At 50.5% G+C, this 16,457-nt stretch carries 14 protein-coding genes; 8 read left to right on the top strand and 6 right to left on the bottom strand.

Annotation, left to right across the window (positions count from 1 at the left end; genetic code table 11):
• The first annotated feature begins 77 nt into the window (after positions 1-77).
• From EHSB41UT_RS13530 to EHSB41UT_RS13510, 5 genes are all read left to right on the top strand, one after another.
• Complete coding sequence (locus EHSB41UT_RS13530; RefSeq protein WP_087110712.1) at positions 78-965, top strand: MIP/aquaporin family protein; 888 nt, start codon at positions 78-80, stop codon at positions 963-965.
• Positions 966-1,017: 52 nt separating this feature from the next.
• Complete coding sequence (gene glpK / locus EHSB41UT_RS13525; protein WP_087110710.1) at positions 1,018-2,517, top strand: glycerol kinase GlpK; 1,500 nt, start codon at positions 1,018-1,020, stop codon at positions 2,515-2,517.
• 134 nt (positions 2,518-2,651) lie between these two features.
• Positions 2,652-3,746: a glutathione S-transferase family protein gene (locus tag EHSB41UT_RS13520; protein WP_087110708.1), complete on the top strand. Its 1,095-nt coding sequence runs from the start codon at positions 2,652-2,654 to the stop codon at positions 3,744-3,746.
• Positions 3,747-3,877: 131 nt separating this feature from the next.
• Positions 3,878-4,309, top strand: a complete 432-nt coding sequence (locus tag EHSB41UT_RS13515) for a secondary thiamine-phosphate synthase enzyme YjbQ (RefSeq protein ID WP_087111224.1) — start codon at positions 3,878-3,880, stop codon at positions 4,307-4,309.
• Positions 4,310-4,554: 245 nt separating this feature from the next.
• Positions 4,555-4,797, top strand: coding sequence for a hypothetical protein (locus EHSB41UT_RS13510; protein ID WP_087110706.1), 243 nt, complete (start codon positions 4,555-4,557; stop codon positions 4,795-4,797).
• Between the two features lie 77 nt (positions 4,798-4,874).
• Here EHSB41UT_RS13510 and selD read toward each other — a convergent pair whose 3' ends face one another.
• The 5 genes from selD to EHSB41UT_RS13485 all read right to left on the bottom strand — a co-directional run bounded on the left by selD (position 4,875) and on the right by EHSB41UT_RS13485 (position 12,239).
• Entirely contained in the window at positions 4,875-5,915 is a 1,041-nt protein-coding gene (gene selD / locus EHSB41UT_RS13505) for a selenide, water dikinase SelD (RefSeq protein WP_087110704.1), read from the bottom strand.
• Positions 5,916-6,024: 109 nt separating this feature from the next.
• Positions 6,025-7,377, bottom strand: a complete 1,353-nt coding sequence (locus tag EHSB41UT_RS13500; RefSeq protein ID WP_087110702.1) for an amino acid permease — start codon at positions 7,375-7,377, stop codon at positions 6,025-6,027.
• Entirely contained in the window at positions 7,367-8,794 is a 1,428-nt protein-coding gene (locus EHSB41UT_RS13495; RefSeq protein WP_087110700.1) for an APC family permease, read from the bottom strand. Before EHSB41UT_RS13495 ends, EHSB41UT_RS13500 begins: the two co-directional genes overlap by 11 nt.
• Before the next feature lie 70 nt (positions 8,795-8,864).
• On the bottom strand, positions 8,865-11,174 hold the full coding sequence (locus tag EHSB41UT_RS13490; RefSeq protein WP_087111222.1) for an Orn/Lys/Arg family decarboxylase: 2,310 nt from the start codon (positions 11,172-11,174) through the stop codon (positions 8,865-8,867).
• A gap of 180 nt (positions 11,175-11,354) precedes the next feature.
• Positions 11,355-12,239 carry a class I SAM-dependent methyltransferase gene (locus tag EHSB41UT_RS13485; RefSeq protein WP_165767261.1) on the bottom strand — a complete coding sequence of 295 codons (885 nt, stop codon included), beginning with the start codon at positions 12,237-12,239 and terminating at the stop codon, positions 11,355-11,357.
• Positions 12,240-12,403: 164 nt separating this feature from the next.
• On the opposite strand from EHSB41UT_RS13485, the gene EHSB41UT_RS13480 reads away from it, so the two are divergent.
• Together EHSB41UT_RS13480 and EHSB41UT_RS13475 are read left to right on the top strand one after the other, a co-directional pair.
• Positions 12,404-12,709 (top strand): Mpo1-like protein, encoded by a 306-nt coding sequence (locus EHSB41UT_RS13480; RefSeq protein ID WP_087110696.1) that lies wholly within the window; start codon positions 12,404-12,406, stop codon positions 12,707-12,709.
• 340 nt (positions 12,710-13,049) lie between these two features.
• Positions 13,050-14,321 (top strand): dicarboxylate/amino acid:cation symporter, encoded by a 1,272-nt coding sequence (locus tag EHSB41UT_RS13475; protein WP_087110695.1) that lies wholly within the window; start codon positions 13,050-13,052, stop codon positions 14,319-14,321.
• A gap of 69 nt (positions 14,322-14,390) precedes the next feature.
• Here the strand turns inward: EHSB41UT_RS13475 and EHSB41UT_RS13470 are convergent, their stop codons facing one another.
• Positions 14,391-15,803 carry an SEL1-like repeat protein gene (locus EHSB41UT_RS13470; protein WP_087110693.1) on the bottom strand — a complete coding sequence of 471 codons (1,413 nt, stop codon included), beginning with the start codon at positions 15,801-15,803 and terminating at the stop codon, positions 14,391-14,393.
• 156 nt (positions 15,804-15,959) lie between these two features.
• Between EHSB41UT_RS13470 and EHSB41UT_RS13465 the strand changes: the two genes are divergently transcribed.
• Positions 15,960-16,454 (top strand): M48 metallopeptidase family protein, encoded by a 495-nt coding sequence (locus EHSB41UT_RS13465; RefSeq protein ID WP_087110690.1) that lies wholly within the window; start codon positions 15,960-15,962, stop codon positions 16,452-16,454.
• Positions 16,455-16,457 lie beyond the last annotated feature (3 nt).

Genomic DNA, 16,457 nt, shown 5'->3' with positions numbered 1-16,457 from the left:
AACAAAATCAAACAATCCGAATAATCAGCACGGTTTGTTAATTATTGTTTTATTCCGTTAACTCCAGGAATTAATACATGAACAGAAGCACACTTGCTGGTGAGTGCCTGGCCGAGTTTATCGGTACAGCCCTGATTATTATCTTTGGTGCGGGGGTTGTTTCCGCTCTCGTTCTGGCCGGCGCTTCATTTGGCCAATGGGAGATCAGTGTTGTCTGGGGTCTGGGTGTCAGCATTGCTATTTACGTCTCTGGTGGTGTATCCGGTGCACACCTGAACCCGGCAGTGACCATTGCACTCAGCATCTTCAAGGGCTTTGAAAAAGCCAAAATTGTTCCGTTCATTGTTTCTCAAGTCGCTGGCGCATTTACTGGTGCCCTGCTGGTTTACACCATGTACCAGCCGCTGTTTGCCGAATTCCACGCTGCCAATGGTGCAACCCTGGCCACTGCCGGCATCTTCTCTACTTACCCGATGGCTGTTTTGAGCAATGGCCACGCCTTCCTGATTGAAGTATTTATTACCGCGCTGCTGATGGGCTGTATTCTGGCTCTGGGTGACAACCGTAACGGTGCCCCTAAAGGTGCAATGAGCGCCCTACTGATCGGTCTGCTGATCGCTGTCATTGGCTGTTCTTTCGGTCCTCTGACTGGCTTTGCCATGAACCCTGCCCGTGACTTTGGTCCAAAATTGTTCGCCCTGGTGGCAGACTGGGGTTCTCTGGCCATGACCGGTGGACGTGAAAACCCTTACTTCTGGGTACCGATCCTTGGCCCAATCGTTGGTGCCAGCCTGGGTGCGTTTATCTACACCCGCTGCATCGAAAAGCAACTGGATCTGAAAGAACTGTCTTGTGGTGCGCCTGGTTGCGAAATTGACACCCGCGCCCCTGAGCAAAAGCTGGATGCAACAGCATGCGGTGCCCCTGGCTGTGAAGTGGATACCCGCGAAAGCAAAACAGCCTGATTCTTTTTTTCATCGCTGATACTGTTTATCAAAGATACAGGATGATCTGAATATGACTACTGAACACAAATACATTGTTGCCCTCGACCAGGGAACCACCAGCAGCCGTGCCATTATCTTCAACCACAGCGGTGAAATTGTTGGCGTTGCCCAGCAGGAATTCACCCAGCACTATCCACAGGCTGGCTGGGTTGAGCACGATGCCATCGAGATCTGGGCAACCCAACGTGGTGTTCTGACTGAAGTTCTGGAAAAGACCGGCATCAACCCTTCCCAGATCGCGGCGATTGGTATCACCAACCAGCGTGAGACCACTGTCGTCTGGGATAAGAACACCGGCAAGCCTGTATACAATGCCATCGTCTGGCAGTGCCGCCGTACCGCCGGTATCTGCGAACAACTGAAGCGTGATGGTCTGGAAGACTATGTGCGTGAAAACACCGGTCTGGTAGTTGACGCTTACTTCTCCGGCACCAAGGTGGCCTGGATTCTGGACCACGTGGAAGGTGCCCGTGAGAAGGCCGAAAACGGCGAACTGCTATTCGGTACTATCGACACCTGGCTGACCTGGAAGCTGACCCGTGGTGCCACTCACGTGACTGACGTGACCAACGCTTCCCGTACCATGCTGTTCAACATCAAGACCCTGCAGTGGGACGAAAAGATGCTGAAGGCGCTGAATATTCCTGCCAGCATGCTGCCAGAAGTGAAATCCAGCTCCGAGGTTTATGGTGAAGCCAAGGTTGGCACCAGTCTGGTGCCTATCGCCGGTATCGCCGGTGACCAGCAGGCGGCTCTGTTCGGCCAGCTGGCTCTGGAAAAGGGCATGGCCAAGAACACCTACGGTACTGGCTGCTTCCTGCTGATGAACACGGGTGAAGAGCCGGTTAAGTCCACCAACGGTCTGGTAACCACCATTGCCTACGGTCTGAACGGCAAGGTGAACTACGCTCTGGAAGGTTCCGTATTCGTAGCCGGCGCCAGCATCCAGTGGCTGCGTGATGAGCTAGGTTTGATCCGTGATGCGGCTGACTCCGAATACTTCGCCAGCAAGGTTGACGACACCAACGGTGTTTACGTGGTTCCTGCCTTCGTTGGCATGGGCGCACCTTACTGGGATGCTTACGCTCGCGGCACCATCGTAGGTCTAACCCGCGGCGCTAACCGTAACCACATCGTCCGCGCCACTCTGGAAGCTCTGGCTTATCAGTCCCGCGATGTTCTGGATGCAATGCAGAAGGATTCCGGTCTGGAGCTGAACCAACTGAACGTAGACGGCGGTGCAGTTGCCAACAACTTCCTGATGCAGTTCCAGTCTGACATTCTGGGCTCCAAGGTTGTTCGTCCGAAAGTTATCGAGACAACAGCTGCCGGTGCAGCCTACCTGGCCGGTCTGGCTGTAGGTTACTGGAAAGATCTGGATCAGCTGCGCGACAAGATCTCCGAAGATCGCGCCTTCGAGCCTTCCATGGAAGAAGAGAAGCGCGAGAAGCTGTACAAAGGCTGGCAGCGTGCGGTTGACCGCGCTCTGAAGTGGGAACAGGAAGACTAATTCTTTCTGACTGTCTCCAAGGCCCGTTCCCTGTTGAATGCAGAGAACGGGCCTTTTTCATATCTAGCCGTTCACTTGTCCCCTGCCCAATACCGGCTTATGGTGTCTGTTCCATACATAACCAGTACAACAATATGGACAAGCCTCTCTCGTTATACGGCTGGCAGGTGAGCCCCTACACTGCCAAAGTGCGTGCTTATCTGGACTTCAAAAATATTCCCTACCGGGAAATTGTACCCAGCGCCTTTACCCTGAATGGCAAAATTAAAAAGGATGCCGGCCAGATCATCATGCCTGTGGTGTATCAGGATGAGCAGCCGCTGCAGGACAGCAGTGTCATTATCGACGCACTGGAATCCCAAAACCCCAACCCAAAAGCTTTTTCAGACTCACCTTCACTCCATATTATCGAACTGATTCTGGAGATGTTTGCTGATGAGTGGCTGCCTATGGCGGCTCTGCACTACCGATGGAACTATCCGGGCAACCGTCCGTTTATCATGCGTGAATTCGGAAAAAGTGCCCTACCCTGGTGGCCGAGTTTTATTCAGACATTTGTGGCGAAGCAATTTGGCAACAAGATGTCCGGCTATCTGCCTATTCTTGGCATTAAGCCGAATATGGAAAAAGCCCTCGAGCAGAATACCCACGAAACACTTTCTGCCCTAAACCAACTTCTGAGTTCGCAGCCGTTTATTATGGGTAGCTCACCGTGTCTCGCCGACTTTTCTCTCTACGGCCCCCTCTACGCACACTTGTATCGTGATCCGGATCCTGATGATCTGTTCACGCCCTATCAGCATGTTGTGAACTGGATTCATACGCTGCAGAAGCAAGGTCAGAGTTACTCAGGAGATACACTCCCGCCACAAACGGTTCTGGAGAATATCCAACCGTTGATGGCAATCTGGCGGGATACCCATCTCCCACTCCTTCAGCAATCTCTGTCAGCGGTTAGAGAGTGGCATCAGCAAAATCCGGAACAGACCAAACTGCCCAGGGTTCTAGGGAAAGCCACCCTTAAGATTGGTAGTGAAGAAGCCACAAGGCTGAACCTGACTTATGGCTATTGGATGTGGCAGCGGGTTCATCAGGCTTACCATCAGCTTAATGATGCTACCCGACAACAGGTGCAGAGTGAGCTGGCCTACCTCAATATCGGCGCAATGCTGGAAGAGCCATTGCCGCCGGTAAAGCTGGAGCGTTGCCGTTTATATAAAGCGATATAACCAGCAAACCAATAAAGTATCGGGAAGATCAGTGCTAGCCAGCTCACTGAATCTTCCCAAAATAAACTAGCACCCCGGTTATTTAAATTTAAACTCTGTCTATTCACTTCCATCATCACGGGCACTTCATGATGTGGCACCAGAAACTGATTCGGCTTTCTCCCCATCCGCGCGGATATCATCTGATAACCCATCTGATAATCAATGAACTGCCTGAAATATCAGAGTGTGAAGTTGGCCTGCTGCATCTTTTTATCCAGCATACCTCGGCCTCATTAACACTGAATGAAAATGCCGATCCATCGGTTCGGGAAGATATGGAGCGTCATATCAACAAGCTGGTACCGGAGAATCAGCCTTACTATCTCCACAAGGACGAAGGCCCGGATGATATGCCGGCTCATATCAAAAGCAGCCTGATGGGAGCCAGCCTTACCATCCCGATTCGGAACGGTCGATTGGCTATGGGAACCTGGCAAGGCATCTGGCTGGGAGAGCACCGGGAACACGGTGGGCATCGCCATATTGTGGCAACCCTGCAGGGTCAACTCTCGAATAACTAAAGGTTTTTGCAGGCTTTGTTAAATAGTCGCCATGACTGACCGAAATTAATTAGTTGATTGTCAGCATAGGTATTGAAAAGAATTTGTAAAAATTTATTGGCAAGATTCAGAAAAAGGATTTATAAATGGAAAATGCGCGACAAGGAGTCTGCGCTAACAATAAGAATAATAAAACGAGTGGTTGATCCCGAATCCTGAGAAATCAGAGGCTCGAGGAGACTACGAATAAACAAGAGGACTGGACTATGGCACGGAAAAAGCCCACCAGAAAGGCCGACTCGAACGGACCAGATTTCTCCTATTTGGGTAGTAAGGATGAAGGCCCGGAAGAGCGCACCGTTGAATCAAGAAAGCGTCTTCGTGAGCTCATGGAGATACAGATTCAGGAATATCTCGCCAACGGCGGTAAAATCCACGAAGTTCCCTCTAACGTAGTCGCAGACCCTCCCAAGAAACCAGAATCCAATTACGGCAATCGTCCTATCTGATACCAGATACAGTTCGTTATGCCCCCAAAAAAGACCCGCATTTGAAGCGGGTCTTTTTTATTCAGCTTATTCAGCCCTTACAGAACTGTAATCAGGGAATCACTGTCTGGATTTGCCGGTTTCAGGAAACCAACGCACTCCAGATCAAGGCCCTGCTCAGCAGCAAGTTTCAAAAACTCCAGCTCTGCCTCTTCTGACACACAGACCAGAAGACCACCGCTGGTTTGCGGGTCGCACAGAACCTGCTTCTGGCGCTCGGTCAGCTCTGGGAGCTTGTGACCATAGCTGGCGAAGTTGCGATCAGTACCGCCAGGCACACAACCCAGTTCGCGGTAATGCTCCACTTCAGGCAGCAGCGGAATAGCCTGCTCATGGATAATGGCGCTGACACCACTGCCTTCACAGATTTCCAGCAAGTGGCCCATAAAGCCAAAGCCGGTTACGTCTGTCATGGCGTTCACACCCAGCAGTTGGCCGAATACAGCACCAGGCTTGTTCATCGTGCACATGGCATCGCGGGCAATGTGGGTATGTTCAGGCTGTAGTTTTTTCTTTTTCTGAGCCGTAGTCAGAATGCCGATACCCAGAGGCTTGGTCAGGAACAGCTTGTCGCCAGCCTGAGCCGTGTTGTTCTGCTTGATATTTTCCAGAGCCACACGGCCAGTCACCGCCAGACCAAAGATCGGTTCAGGCGCATCAATGCTGTGACCACCCGCCAGAGGAATTCCGGCCTCCAGACAGGCCTGGCGTCCGCCATCAATTACTTTCTGAGCCACTTCAGGCCCCAGCAGGTTGACCGGCCAGCCAAGAATCGCAATCGCCATCATTGGCGTGCCACCCATGGCATAGATATCGCTGATGGCATTGGTGGCCGCAATACGGCCAAAATCAAAAGGATCGTCCACTATCGGCATAAAGAAGTCGGTGGTACTGATCACACCTTCCCCATTGCCCATATCAAAAACAGCCGCATCATCCTTGGAGCTGTTGCCTACCAGCAGCCCGGGAAACTCTGGCAGGCTGATATTACTCTGCAGAATCTGGTCCAGAACCTGTGGCGCAATTTTGCATCCACAACCGGCCCCATGGCTGTATTCCGTCAGCTTGACTTCACTCATCGTGAGATAACCTTCTCAAAGCATGCTCCGTTCAATAGGGAGCGAAGCGGACGAATGTAGCACGATTTGCAGCAGCTGCCTCCACAGGAGATATACGCTTTTTATTTGGCTAGGTTGAACCACCTGGCTTCAAATCATCGCTCAGGGTAACGAATTTCACATTAATCAAAATCGCATAGACGCCTGGAACGATCATATTCAGGCCGATAACGATCATCAGTTCATCGAAGTTACCTGACGCAAAGGCTGAGATAAGAAAGATGGACGACAGAGCAACATAAACCTTGTTGGTTGTCGATTTGACGCCTTCCTGATAGTCCTTCTTGATCAACGCAATACCAGACCAGAAATAAGGGAACAGCAACAACAGAACCGAGATGGTCACTGAGAGATTAAAGGCCTCGGCAATATTGCTGCCCAGCATCATCAGAATCAGCTCAACCACTGTCATGATCACACCGTTGATAACCAGCCCCTTGCTGGCGATACCGTATTTGTTGGTATAGGTGTAAGCCTTGGGCAGAAAGCCTTTATCAGCACTGGTTTTCGCAGCACTCACCGAGTTCAGCCCCCACACCATAAAGCTGGCAATACAGGCTACGGACATCACCAGGGAAACAATATGTCCGACATACATGGAGCCAAAAATTTTCTCCATAGAGAGCGCAAAAGAAGCAGGAGCATCCTGAATCTCCTTGGCTGTAAACATCCCCTCAATCACCGTGGTAGAGAGAATGTAAAAAGCCGCCACAATCAAAAAGCCAATAATCGTAGCCAGTGGCACGACCCTTTTGGGGTTCTCAATCTGTTCAGCATTGGTCGCTACACTCTCAACACCAACATAGGAAAAGATCAAAATCGCAAAGCCCGCCATGATCGCGGGTGCCGGGCCGCTGCCTGAGACATTCCAGTTCTTGCCGAACTGGTCCGGACTGAAATCAACCCAACCCAAAACGCTGGTCAGAACAACAGCGATCAGCAGGAAGGTGACCGTGATCGACACCACCTGAGAAATGATGCCCACACCTCGCAACGACATCCCGACAAACAGCCAGATCAGGGCAATAATGGTTATCCCCAATACAATCGGATCATTCAGTTGCGGAATAAACATGGCCAGATAACCCAGCCCGGCAATCAATATCGAAACATTGGATATCAGGTTGCCATACACATAAAAGAAACCGCATTTGGCTCCGATAATCGGACTGACAGTCGAGGCCAGTGCAGTTGGGCTTGGGTCTTCAAACCGTTCCCCGGCCCGTACATACACCATGGTCAGACACAAGGCGCCTATCGTCACCAGAATAAAAGACACCAGAGTAATAGAGCCGGTAAAAGCCAGCTGTTGGGGGAGTGCAATCACACCGCTGCCGGCAAGGCTGGATACAATCAAATAGGTGGCCCCAACCAGACCAAGCTTTTTCGCCGACGTACGATCTTTCGCTGCATCACTGGACATGGCGCGTACTCCTCTGCCCTGAACGATGGAAATACCACAAAGGCAGGGCTGTAAACACCAGACAGCCCACCAACAGAAAACCGACATAACCGACAATGCCCGCCACACTTTCACGCAGTGAGCCTGTTGGAATAAAGCCGGTTATAAACACAAAACAGCTGGAGAGAATAGCGATCCCGGCCACCAGCCAGATACCGACCTTCCCTCCGGGAACCTGATAACTTCTTTTCACATGAGGATGGGTGTAGCGCAAACGGATAATGGCAGCGAACATCAGCAGATACATGATCAGGTACAGCTGCGCCGCCAGTGCATTCATCAGCATAAAAGCACTGCTGACCGAAGGCATAAACAGGATGGCAATGGAAAGAATGCCTGAGACCACTGCCTGAAGTGCCAGCACATGGACGGGTATTCCAAATTCGTTCTTCTTGCGCCAGAGTTCAGGAAGATAGCCCTCCGTTGCCGCCTCACGAATCCCTTTGGACGGACCAATCATCCAGGTGATCACCATCACCATCGCACCGTAGGCCACCAGAAAAGTGATGATCGGGGCCATCATCGGCATGCCAAAGATGGCAAAGAACTTGGCAAGAGCCTGATAAACACCGGCACTCAGGCTGACATCATCTGCCGGTATAACCAATGCAATCGACAATGCGGCCAACATCGACAAGATAATAATCAACCCACAGGAGATAAAAATCGCCCGGGGATAGGTTTTCCCGGCATCCTTAACTTCCGTCACATGAACAGCGGACATTTCGATGCCCGTAAACGACACCAGCATCACAGCCAGCAGCATCAGCTGTTGAGGGTTCTCCAGATCCGGCAGCATCGCCGGCACTGAGAACTGCAGAGCCAGCGGCTCACCTCTTAACCAGTAAACCGCCCCCAGAGCAATAATCACAAGACAGGGGAAAATGGTGCCAATCAATACACCAGATGTACTGAGGAAGGCGGAGAACTTCAGGCCTCTCAAGTTCACCAAGGTGGATATCGCCAACCCAAACCAGATAAATGCGACAACAAACCACTTATTGGTCGCCAGTACAGGATCAAACAGATAGGCAAACGCTGAAGCAGCAAAGGCAAGAACCATGGCAAACCAGGGTAGGTTCTCAACCCACTGCATAAAAATAGCCACCAATCCCCATTTGGGACCAAAGGCTTCCGTCACCCAGAGGTAAACACCGCCTTCGCCTTCCCACCCTGACGCCAGTTCTGCAGAGATCAAAGCTGCCGGGATAAAAAAGCCCAAAGCCGCCGCACCGAGGTAAAACACCAGCGCACAACCGTACTCGGCAAGACTGGGCAAAGCATGCATAGCCAGAATAGCTGCCACATTAATCATGGTTAATGTGAACAGGCTCAGATGGCTTTCAGACTCGGCTGCCGGGGATGACGGTTCACTCATAACGGTATTTAGTCACCAGTTCACGCAAGAGATGAAGGCCGGAAAAAACAATCCGGCCTTCCCTACGTCATCAGACCGCATCCTTCTTGATGCACATCAGGCGGAAAAACGACTTTCCATCCCGCTGATCCCGTTCCACACCATGAATATCACCGGAATAGCCAGGGAACTCATTCTCAAAGTTCTGACGGGTCTGAAGGTACTCAAAGATAGGCCGTGCCTTATCATTCATAGCTTCCCCACCCATCATGATCGGAATGCCGGGAGGATAAGGAACTACCATCACCGCCGGTACACGATCAACAGCATCATCCAGCTCGACAAACTCGACCTGCTTGCGCACCACAGCATGGTAGGCATCGGAAGGTTTCATGACCGGATCAGGGATGATCTGGAAGGCAGCCTGCATCTTGTCGAGGATGCTGTGTTCCTTGAAGTACTGATGGATAGCACGACAGTGGTCATGCAGTCCGACACCGCGATAGGTTTCCGGATAGCTTTTCGCCAGTTCAGGCAAAGCTTCATCCAATCGAGCATTACGATCATAGAGCTCTTTGAAATGCAGCAGTGCGGTCAGCAGTGAACACTGCTTGGCTTTTGTCGTACCCAGAGAATTCAAAAGCAGGAAGGAGTAATAATCTGTTTTCTCACAGACGATGCCATGATTGATCAGATAATCCGTCACAATGGATGCAGGAATACCGTCATCTTGCATATTGCCGTGTTCATCAAGCCCCGGAGTCATGAAGGTCAGCTTGATAGGATCAAGCATGGCGTAGTCTTCTTCCATATCCTCGAAGCCGTGCCAGTTATCCTTGCTGTCAAATACCCACACACTCTGGTTTTCCGCCAGATACTCTTCCGGTACATCCTCAAACGGTGTTTTGGCACCTTTATAGTCAACGATGCGTGGCTGCCACATTTCAAAGAACCAGCTGCCTTCCCCTTTCTTCTCTCGGGCAATACGGGTGACTTTCTGACGCAGGCGAATCGCTTCCAGAATGTTGTCGTTCAGCAGGATATAGCCATTGTCGTCCATCATTTTGGTGGCGACATCCAGCGAAGCAATCATGCTGTACTGGGGAGAGGTTGAGCCGTGCATCATATACGACTCATTAAACTCATCTCGATTGATGGAAACCTCGCTGCCGCTTCGGATATGCAGCATGGAAGCCTGTGAGAAAGCAGTCAGCAGCTTATGGGTCGAATGGGAAACAAAGATGGGCGGGTATTTTTCAGTGCGGTCTTTATCTGCCATCCCATAGTGATTTTCATAAATAGGATGGAAGCGCGCATAAGCGTACCAAGCCTCATCAAAGTGCAGGTTTTCCACACTCTGCTCCAACTCCTGCTTGATGGTCACCACGTTGTAGCAGATACCATCGTAGGTGGAGTTGGTCAGGGCTGACATTTTGACCTTCTGACTCTTCTTGTCATCCGGGATCAGTGGATCATCGCTGATTTTCTTCTGGATAAGATCCTTGGAGAACTCGGATAAACGACATGGGCCAATCGTCCCCCGTTTATTACGGCGAGGCACCATATAAACAGGGTATGCGTTGGTAATGACCATCGCGTAGTTCAGGGACTTGTGGCAGTTACGATCCACAAAGGCGATTTCATCTTCAACCAGCTGGCTGCGCCAGATGATCTGGTTAACATTGGATGTCCCGTTCAGAACGTAATAAGTGTCGTCTGCGCCAAAGACATGGGCGGAATTATCCTCTGCGTCCCGTACAACACCGGTATGGTCCAGCAGAGAACCCAGCTCTGGCACCGAGATGGATAGGTCGGCCCGGAATACGTTTTCCCCATAGAACTTGTGCATCGCCACACCGGCCGGACTATGCAGAAAACCCTGCCCGCCCATATGTCCCGGTGTATGCCAGGCATATTTATATTCCTGCGCGTACTCAACCAATTCACCAAAGAATGGTGGGTAGATGCCTTCTATATATTTGGAGGCAAAGACTTCGATGCGCCCGGCCAGGAAATCAATGGTGTCGGACGTTTTCCAGAGCGCATCATCAATAACTTCCAAGACCTTGGTGGGAATATTGGCCGCCGCCAGACGCTCAGTCAGCAGAATTATCGGGATATGTTTGTTGCGGCTACGTACGGCAATCACAAAGTCTTCCGGGTCCATCTCTTCACCGGCAACCTCAGCTGGGAGATCCCAATCAACGATAACTGCACCAAGATCCGCCTGAGACATGAAGATCTCCAGACCATCTTCATAGCTGTACGACGGTTGAACAGTAAGATCCTGAACCTCTTCAAGGTTATCCACCAGCTCCCGCAGCCGGAAACCTTCATCATTGGGAGCATCAAACTGGGCAGAGATAATCAGAACAGGCCAGTCTCTCTTGTCGATCTTCATGGTCAACCTCATGGCAGATATTCGACGACAAAACATGGATACCCTGAACCATTACGCGACAGTTATATGTCATACGCATAAGGTCATTAAGCAACCGGATTTAGAGAATAGCCCCAGCTTGGGATTTGTGCCGGATATGGGCTGACATTCAGCCAGCCCGATTGAGGGCATGTTACAACTTCAGGAAGGTTTACGACCTGTAGTGGTTACGCGAATAAAGCCCCACCACAGTGATTTCTCATTCATAAAGCTTTGCATGTAGATGTCATAATTCTTTTCGTCATATCCCTTCTTCATAAAGAGTGGCTTGAGTTGTTGAAGAGATAGCTCTGTCACCTCACCTTCAATCGAACCACCTCTGGCCAAGGGAACTGCGCCGTTACTTTCGACATCAATCAGTCCAGCCTCCCGGAAATAGAACGGACTGTCGAAAGTTGCCCTGAACGACATATGACCACCTTCCTGAATAGCTTCAAACAGCTCCGCACCAAGATCATTAACGGCCTGATTATCGGTCAGCTTCTGAAAGGCAATGCCTTTACGCAAAACGCCAAGATCTTCAGTCATTAAAAAGCCACCGGGCTTCAAAGCTTTTACAAGCTTATTGATAACCAGCTCCTGCTGGGGAATATGCATTAAAACATCACGGGCAAAGATAAAGTCATAGGTCGCTTCAGGCAGATCGTCATTCACCAGATTCTGCTCAAGCACATACACATTCTTATCCGGAATCTCTTTCAAAAATCCCGGCTCCATATCCAATGCATCCACGGAACCGTCCGGCCCCACCTTATGGGCCAGCCAGCGGGTAATCCCTCCTAAACCAGCACCAGCATCAAGACAGTGCCAACCCGGCTGGATATTGGCCTTTTCCAGTGCATCAAAGGTGAAGGGGTTGGAGAAATCCTCCAGCAGGCCAAGTCTTTTACGTGCACTCTCCCACTTGTTGCTTAATGTGTACTGATCATCGGTTTCAGCCAGAGAGACTCCACTGGTAACGGCACCTGCTGAAAGACATGCAGCTGCTACCCATCCGGCAAACCGGCTCCGCCGCTTTGGTTCCATTGGTTGATCACCCCACCTTGTTGAATCACAGGACGGATGTGAGTGTAGATGTCGGCCCCTGTACTTACCGGCCAATCCGCCGTAAATGTTTGGTACTTTCATCGCCGGTGGTTTTCAGCAAGAATGGAGCTACCGTCTAATAAAAATTCTAAACGGAAGCCTGTATGGAAAAGACATTCTCATCCTTTGCCGAGTTCTATCCGTATTACCTTGAAGAACACAGCAATCCGGTTTGCCGCGCCCTGCACTACATTGGCAGCACGCTGGTTCTGACTCTTCTGGGCTACGCCCTGTTTACTGAACAGTACAAACTGCTCTGGCTCCTGCCAGTCGTTGGTTACGGGTTTGCCTGGGTCGGACACTTCATTTTCGAGAAAAACAAACCAGCAACCTTTCAATATCCCCTCTATAGTTTCCTCGGTGACTGGGTCATGCTGAAGGATTTTCTGCTGGGTCGATTTCGCAAATAAATAAACAAATTCGACCATGATTTATTCAAAAGCCCCGCTAAAAAGCAGGGCTTTGAACAAATTTTCACACACAAAAACCCCATCAAAATAAATACGTATAATCCGTAGTAAAAATCTCCTTTAGACCTTTCATATTGCTCAACCAGTATCCACCTAAGTTTATTTTTGACTTCAACCCACAAACACCAGTCATATAATTTGAAATTTCGTTTTTTTTAGATGAATCATCGAAAAAATTCTTATTTTTCAGACTGTTGAGAAATACCTACAGGTTATATAGAGTGCGTGCCGTACTACGAAAACTTATAAATCGGCACATCGGTGCCCCGGGAGACAGCACATGAGTAGTAACCTTGCCTCTCGCATTTTGATCGCCCTGTTTGGCGGTCTCATCATTGGCGGATTAATTCAGGTTTCTTCAGCACCTGATGGCTTTATGCAGACCATCCTGGTCGAAAATATTTTCGGCACCGGTGGTTCTTTGTTTGTAGCCATGATCAAACTGGTCGTTGTACCACTGATCTTTGTATCCATCGTGAATGCGGTCTGTACACTTGAAGACATTGGTCAGTTTGGCCGCCTGGGCTTCAAGACCTTCGGTCTTTATCTGGTTAACACCGTTATCGCCATCGCAGCTGCGATCGGTCTGGCCTCACTCATTCAGCCGGGCCTGGGTGCCGATCTGGGTCTTGCCGACGCCAGCATGACCATTAACGTGAAAGAGCCACCTTCCCTGCTGGCCATGGTTGTCGGCATTATCCCGACCAACCCGTTCCAGGCTTTTGCTGAAGGCAACATCCTGCAGATTCTGTTTATGGCCATCATCACCGGTGTTGCCATCAAGAAATTGGAAAACCACGACACTCACTCTGCCAGCAAGGCTTTTGCCGTTGCCAACAGCGTGATGATGAAGCTGATCACCATGATCATGTCTCTGGCGCCATACGGTGTGTTCTTCCTGACCGCCAAGCTGGGCGCAACTCTGGATATGGACAGCATCCTGAGCGTAATGGGCTATGTCGGTACCAGCCTCGCAGTGATGGTGATCTGGTTGTTCGTGTTCTACCCGCTGGTTATCAGCCTGACCACTGGCCGTAACCCGATCGAATTCATCATGAAGATTCGTGAGCAGGTGATGTTCGCTCTGTCGACTGCCAGCTCCAATGCGACCATTCCTGTGACCCTGCGCACCCTGACTGACAAACTGAATGTCTCTCCACGGGTTGCCGGTTTTGCGGTACCTCTGGGCGCCACCATGAACATGTCCGGCGCAGCCATCTACATGGCCGTTGCAACCATGTTCGTTGCCAACGCCTACGGCATTACCCTGAACGGTTCTGAGCTTGTTACTCTGGGCTTCACCACCTTCCTGCTGGCTATCGCCACCGGTGGTATCCCAGGCGGTGCGGTTGTGACTACCGGTGTTCTGCTGCACACTCTGGGTCTGCCAGCGGAAGCACTGGGCATCATCATCGCGGTTGACCGGATTCTGGATGCTGCCTGCACAGTGGTAAACGTGGTGGGTGATACCTCTGTCAGCACCATCGTTGCTCACACTGAAAAAGATCTGGATGAAGAATCCAATACCAGTGCCAGAGAAGTTGCTGCCTAAAAAGCACGGCTCTTACCGGCATTAAAAAACGCCCCTCGGGGCGTTTTTTAATGGTGAGTACAACAGAACTTAATAAGCATGCTTCCCCGGGACGTTATATAACTGCGCCGGGGTATATTCACTGCCCCGCAAATACAACGCTTTACGGGGTCCCTTTCTATCAAAATGTACTTTGCGTCTGGTTTTCAAAGTCGCCTTCCGAACACCCGCCTTTCTCAAGGCGCTTATTAACAGCTTGTTTTGTCTTTTATCGTCTGAAGCATGCGGATGTGGACGTGACCTTAATCGGCCATTCCAGACCGACATCTGCACCGCTACCTGACGATGTATTTCCTTATCCCGCTCAACCTCTTCATCAAACAGATCGGTAGCCAGCTGACTGTAGTTATCCGACTCGTCTTTATTACCAAGATGTTGAAGATGCAGGGAATGAAAGATGCAGGCCTCAGGTACGCCAGCATCGGCCATATCTTTCATAAGCGTCTGAAATTTCTTATTGCTCTGAAAGTGGCTATAGCCGGTCATAAGTTCATCCAGCGTTATGGCCAGTGTCTTCAACGACTGCTTATGATCTGCCGATATCCCCTGAAAGCCCGGAAGAACTGTGAAGCTTTCAGATTCCGACCCGGCATCAGAATCAGACTCACCGGAATTAAGATTAAGCAGATGGTATTGGAGCAGGCAGGCGTTCAAGGAAGCTGCGCCAAGCACACCCAAGTCGGAACGACTGTCGCCCATATGATTAGACGCGGCCAGATACAGAAAGAAAGGATAAAACTTCGCCTGTGTCGTTTGCATGGAATCCATGATCCAGTTGAGAGCACCTTCGTGTTCTCTGGCCGCAGCCTGTGCCAGCCATTGCGCAGCATGGAGTTTTTTCCCATCCTGTAATTCCATCATCCCGAGATGATAAATGGCAGGTAAGATGCCACCGCATGCGGCGATGTTCAGCAGAGACTTTGCCCGCTCCCGATCCTTGCGCTCATAAACCAGCATGGCCGCCAGATTCGTTTGAGCCTTTACGTTATTAACGCTACAGGCTTCCTCAAAAATGGTCTTTGCTTCCCAGTAAGATTTTTTAAGCAGGAACCAGCACCCCTTCAGCCAGAGCTTGCTCGAAGACTTGTGACTCTTTTTGATGATTTTAGGGAGCTCCAGCCGCGCTCGGAACTCCATGAGAAACTCTTCTCGATTCACCTGATCATCAGGCCGGGGTAAATCAGCAGGAGGCAGCTCTTCCAAATCGCTCTGATCAGACAGCTCAGACGACTCAGTGCAAACCGTGACAACCGAGGCTATGGCCTCCGGCTCATCAGTGTTCACATGTGTGATAACGCGCTCACCGAAGCTGCCACTCTCTTCCAGAGGATATCCCTGAAAGATCTCACTCTTGGTCTCAGAAGCCTCAGAGGTATTGTTATTTGTGCCATCCGGAGCAGCCGGTACAGTCTGATAATAAGTCGCTGGTGTGATGGTATACACGCAACATCCCCATCATTATCCGTTCAAACGGCAATAGTTACGGAAATGCTCAGGCAGGTGCATATCAACCGTGTTAGCCATCCTGACAAAGCTGTATTGCCACACCCGCCCGAAACAGGAACAATTTCCCTTCTATTATTTTCTGCACTCTCAAAAATGAAATATCTTCAGGGTTACCCTGAGCAATTAGTCAGCCAGGCTCAGAACCTGCTCGACAACAACAGACTAAAACCTTACCTGCTGAAGAAGTATCCGCAGGCACATGCCGTGCGCTCCAATGAAGCGTTGTACAAATATACCCAGGCGCTGAAAAGCCGTTATCTGAAACAGTCCCAGCCGATCACCAAAGTGGTCTATGACGACAAGATCAACGTGATGAAGCATGCTCTCGGGATGCATGTCACGACGTCACGGATTCAGGGCAACAAGCTCAAGGCCAAGAAAGAGATTCGGATTGCTTCCGTGTTCAAGCTGGCACCGGAAGAGTTTCTGAAAATGATTGTCGTCCATGAGCTGGCGCATCTGCGAGAAAAGGATCACAACAAGGCGTTCTATCAGCTGTGTAATTATATGGAGCCGGATTACCACCAGCTGGAACTGGATCTGCGCCTTTACCTCACCCTGCTGGATACCGGTGAAACACTGTATTAACCG

The sequence above is a fragment of the Parendozoicomonas haliclonae genome (genome assembly GCF_900174585.1).
Classification (GTDB): Bacteria; Pseudomonadota; Gammaproteobacteria; order Pseudomonadales; family Endozoicomonadaceae; genus Sansalvadorimonas; species Sansalvadorimonas haliclonae.
This window is presented reverse-complemented; position numbering and strand designations above follow the sequence as displayed.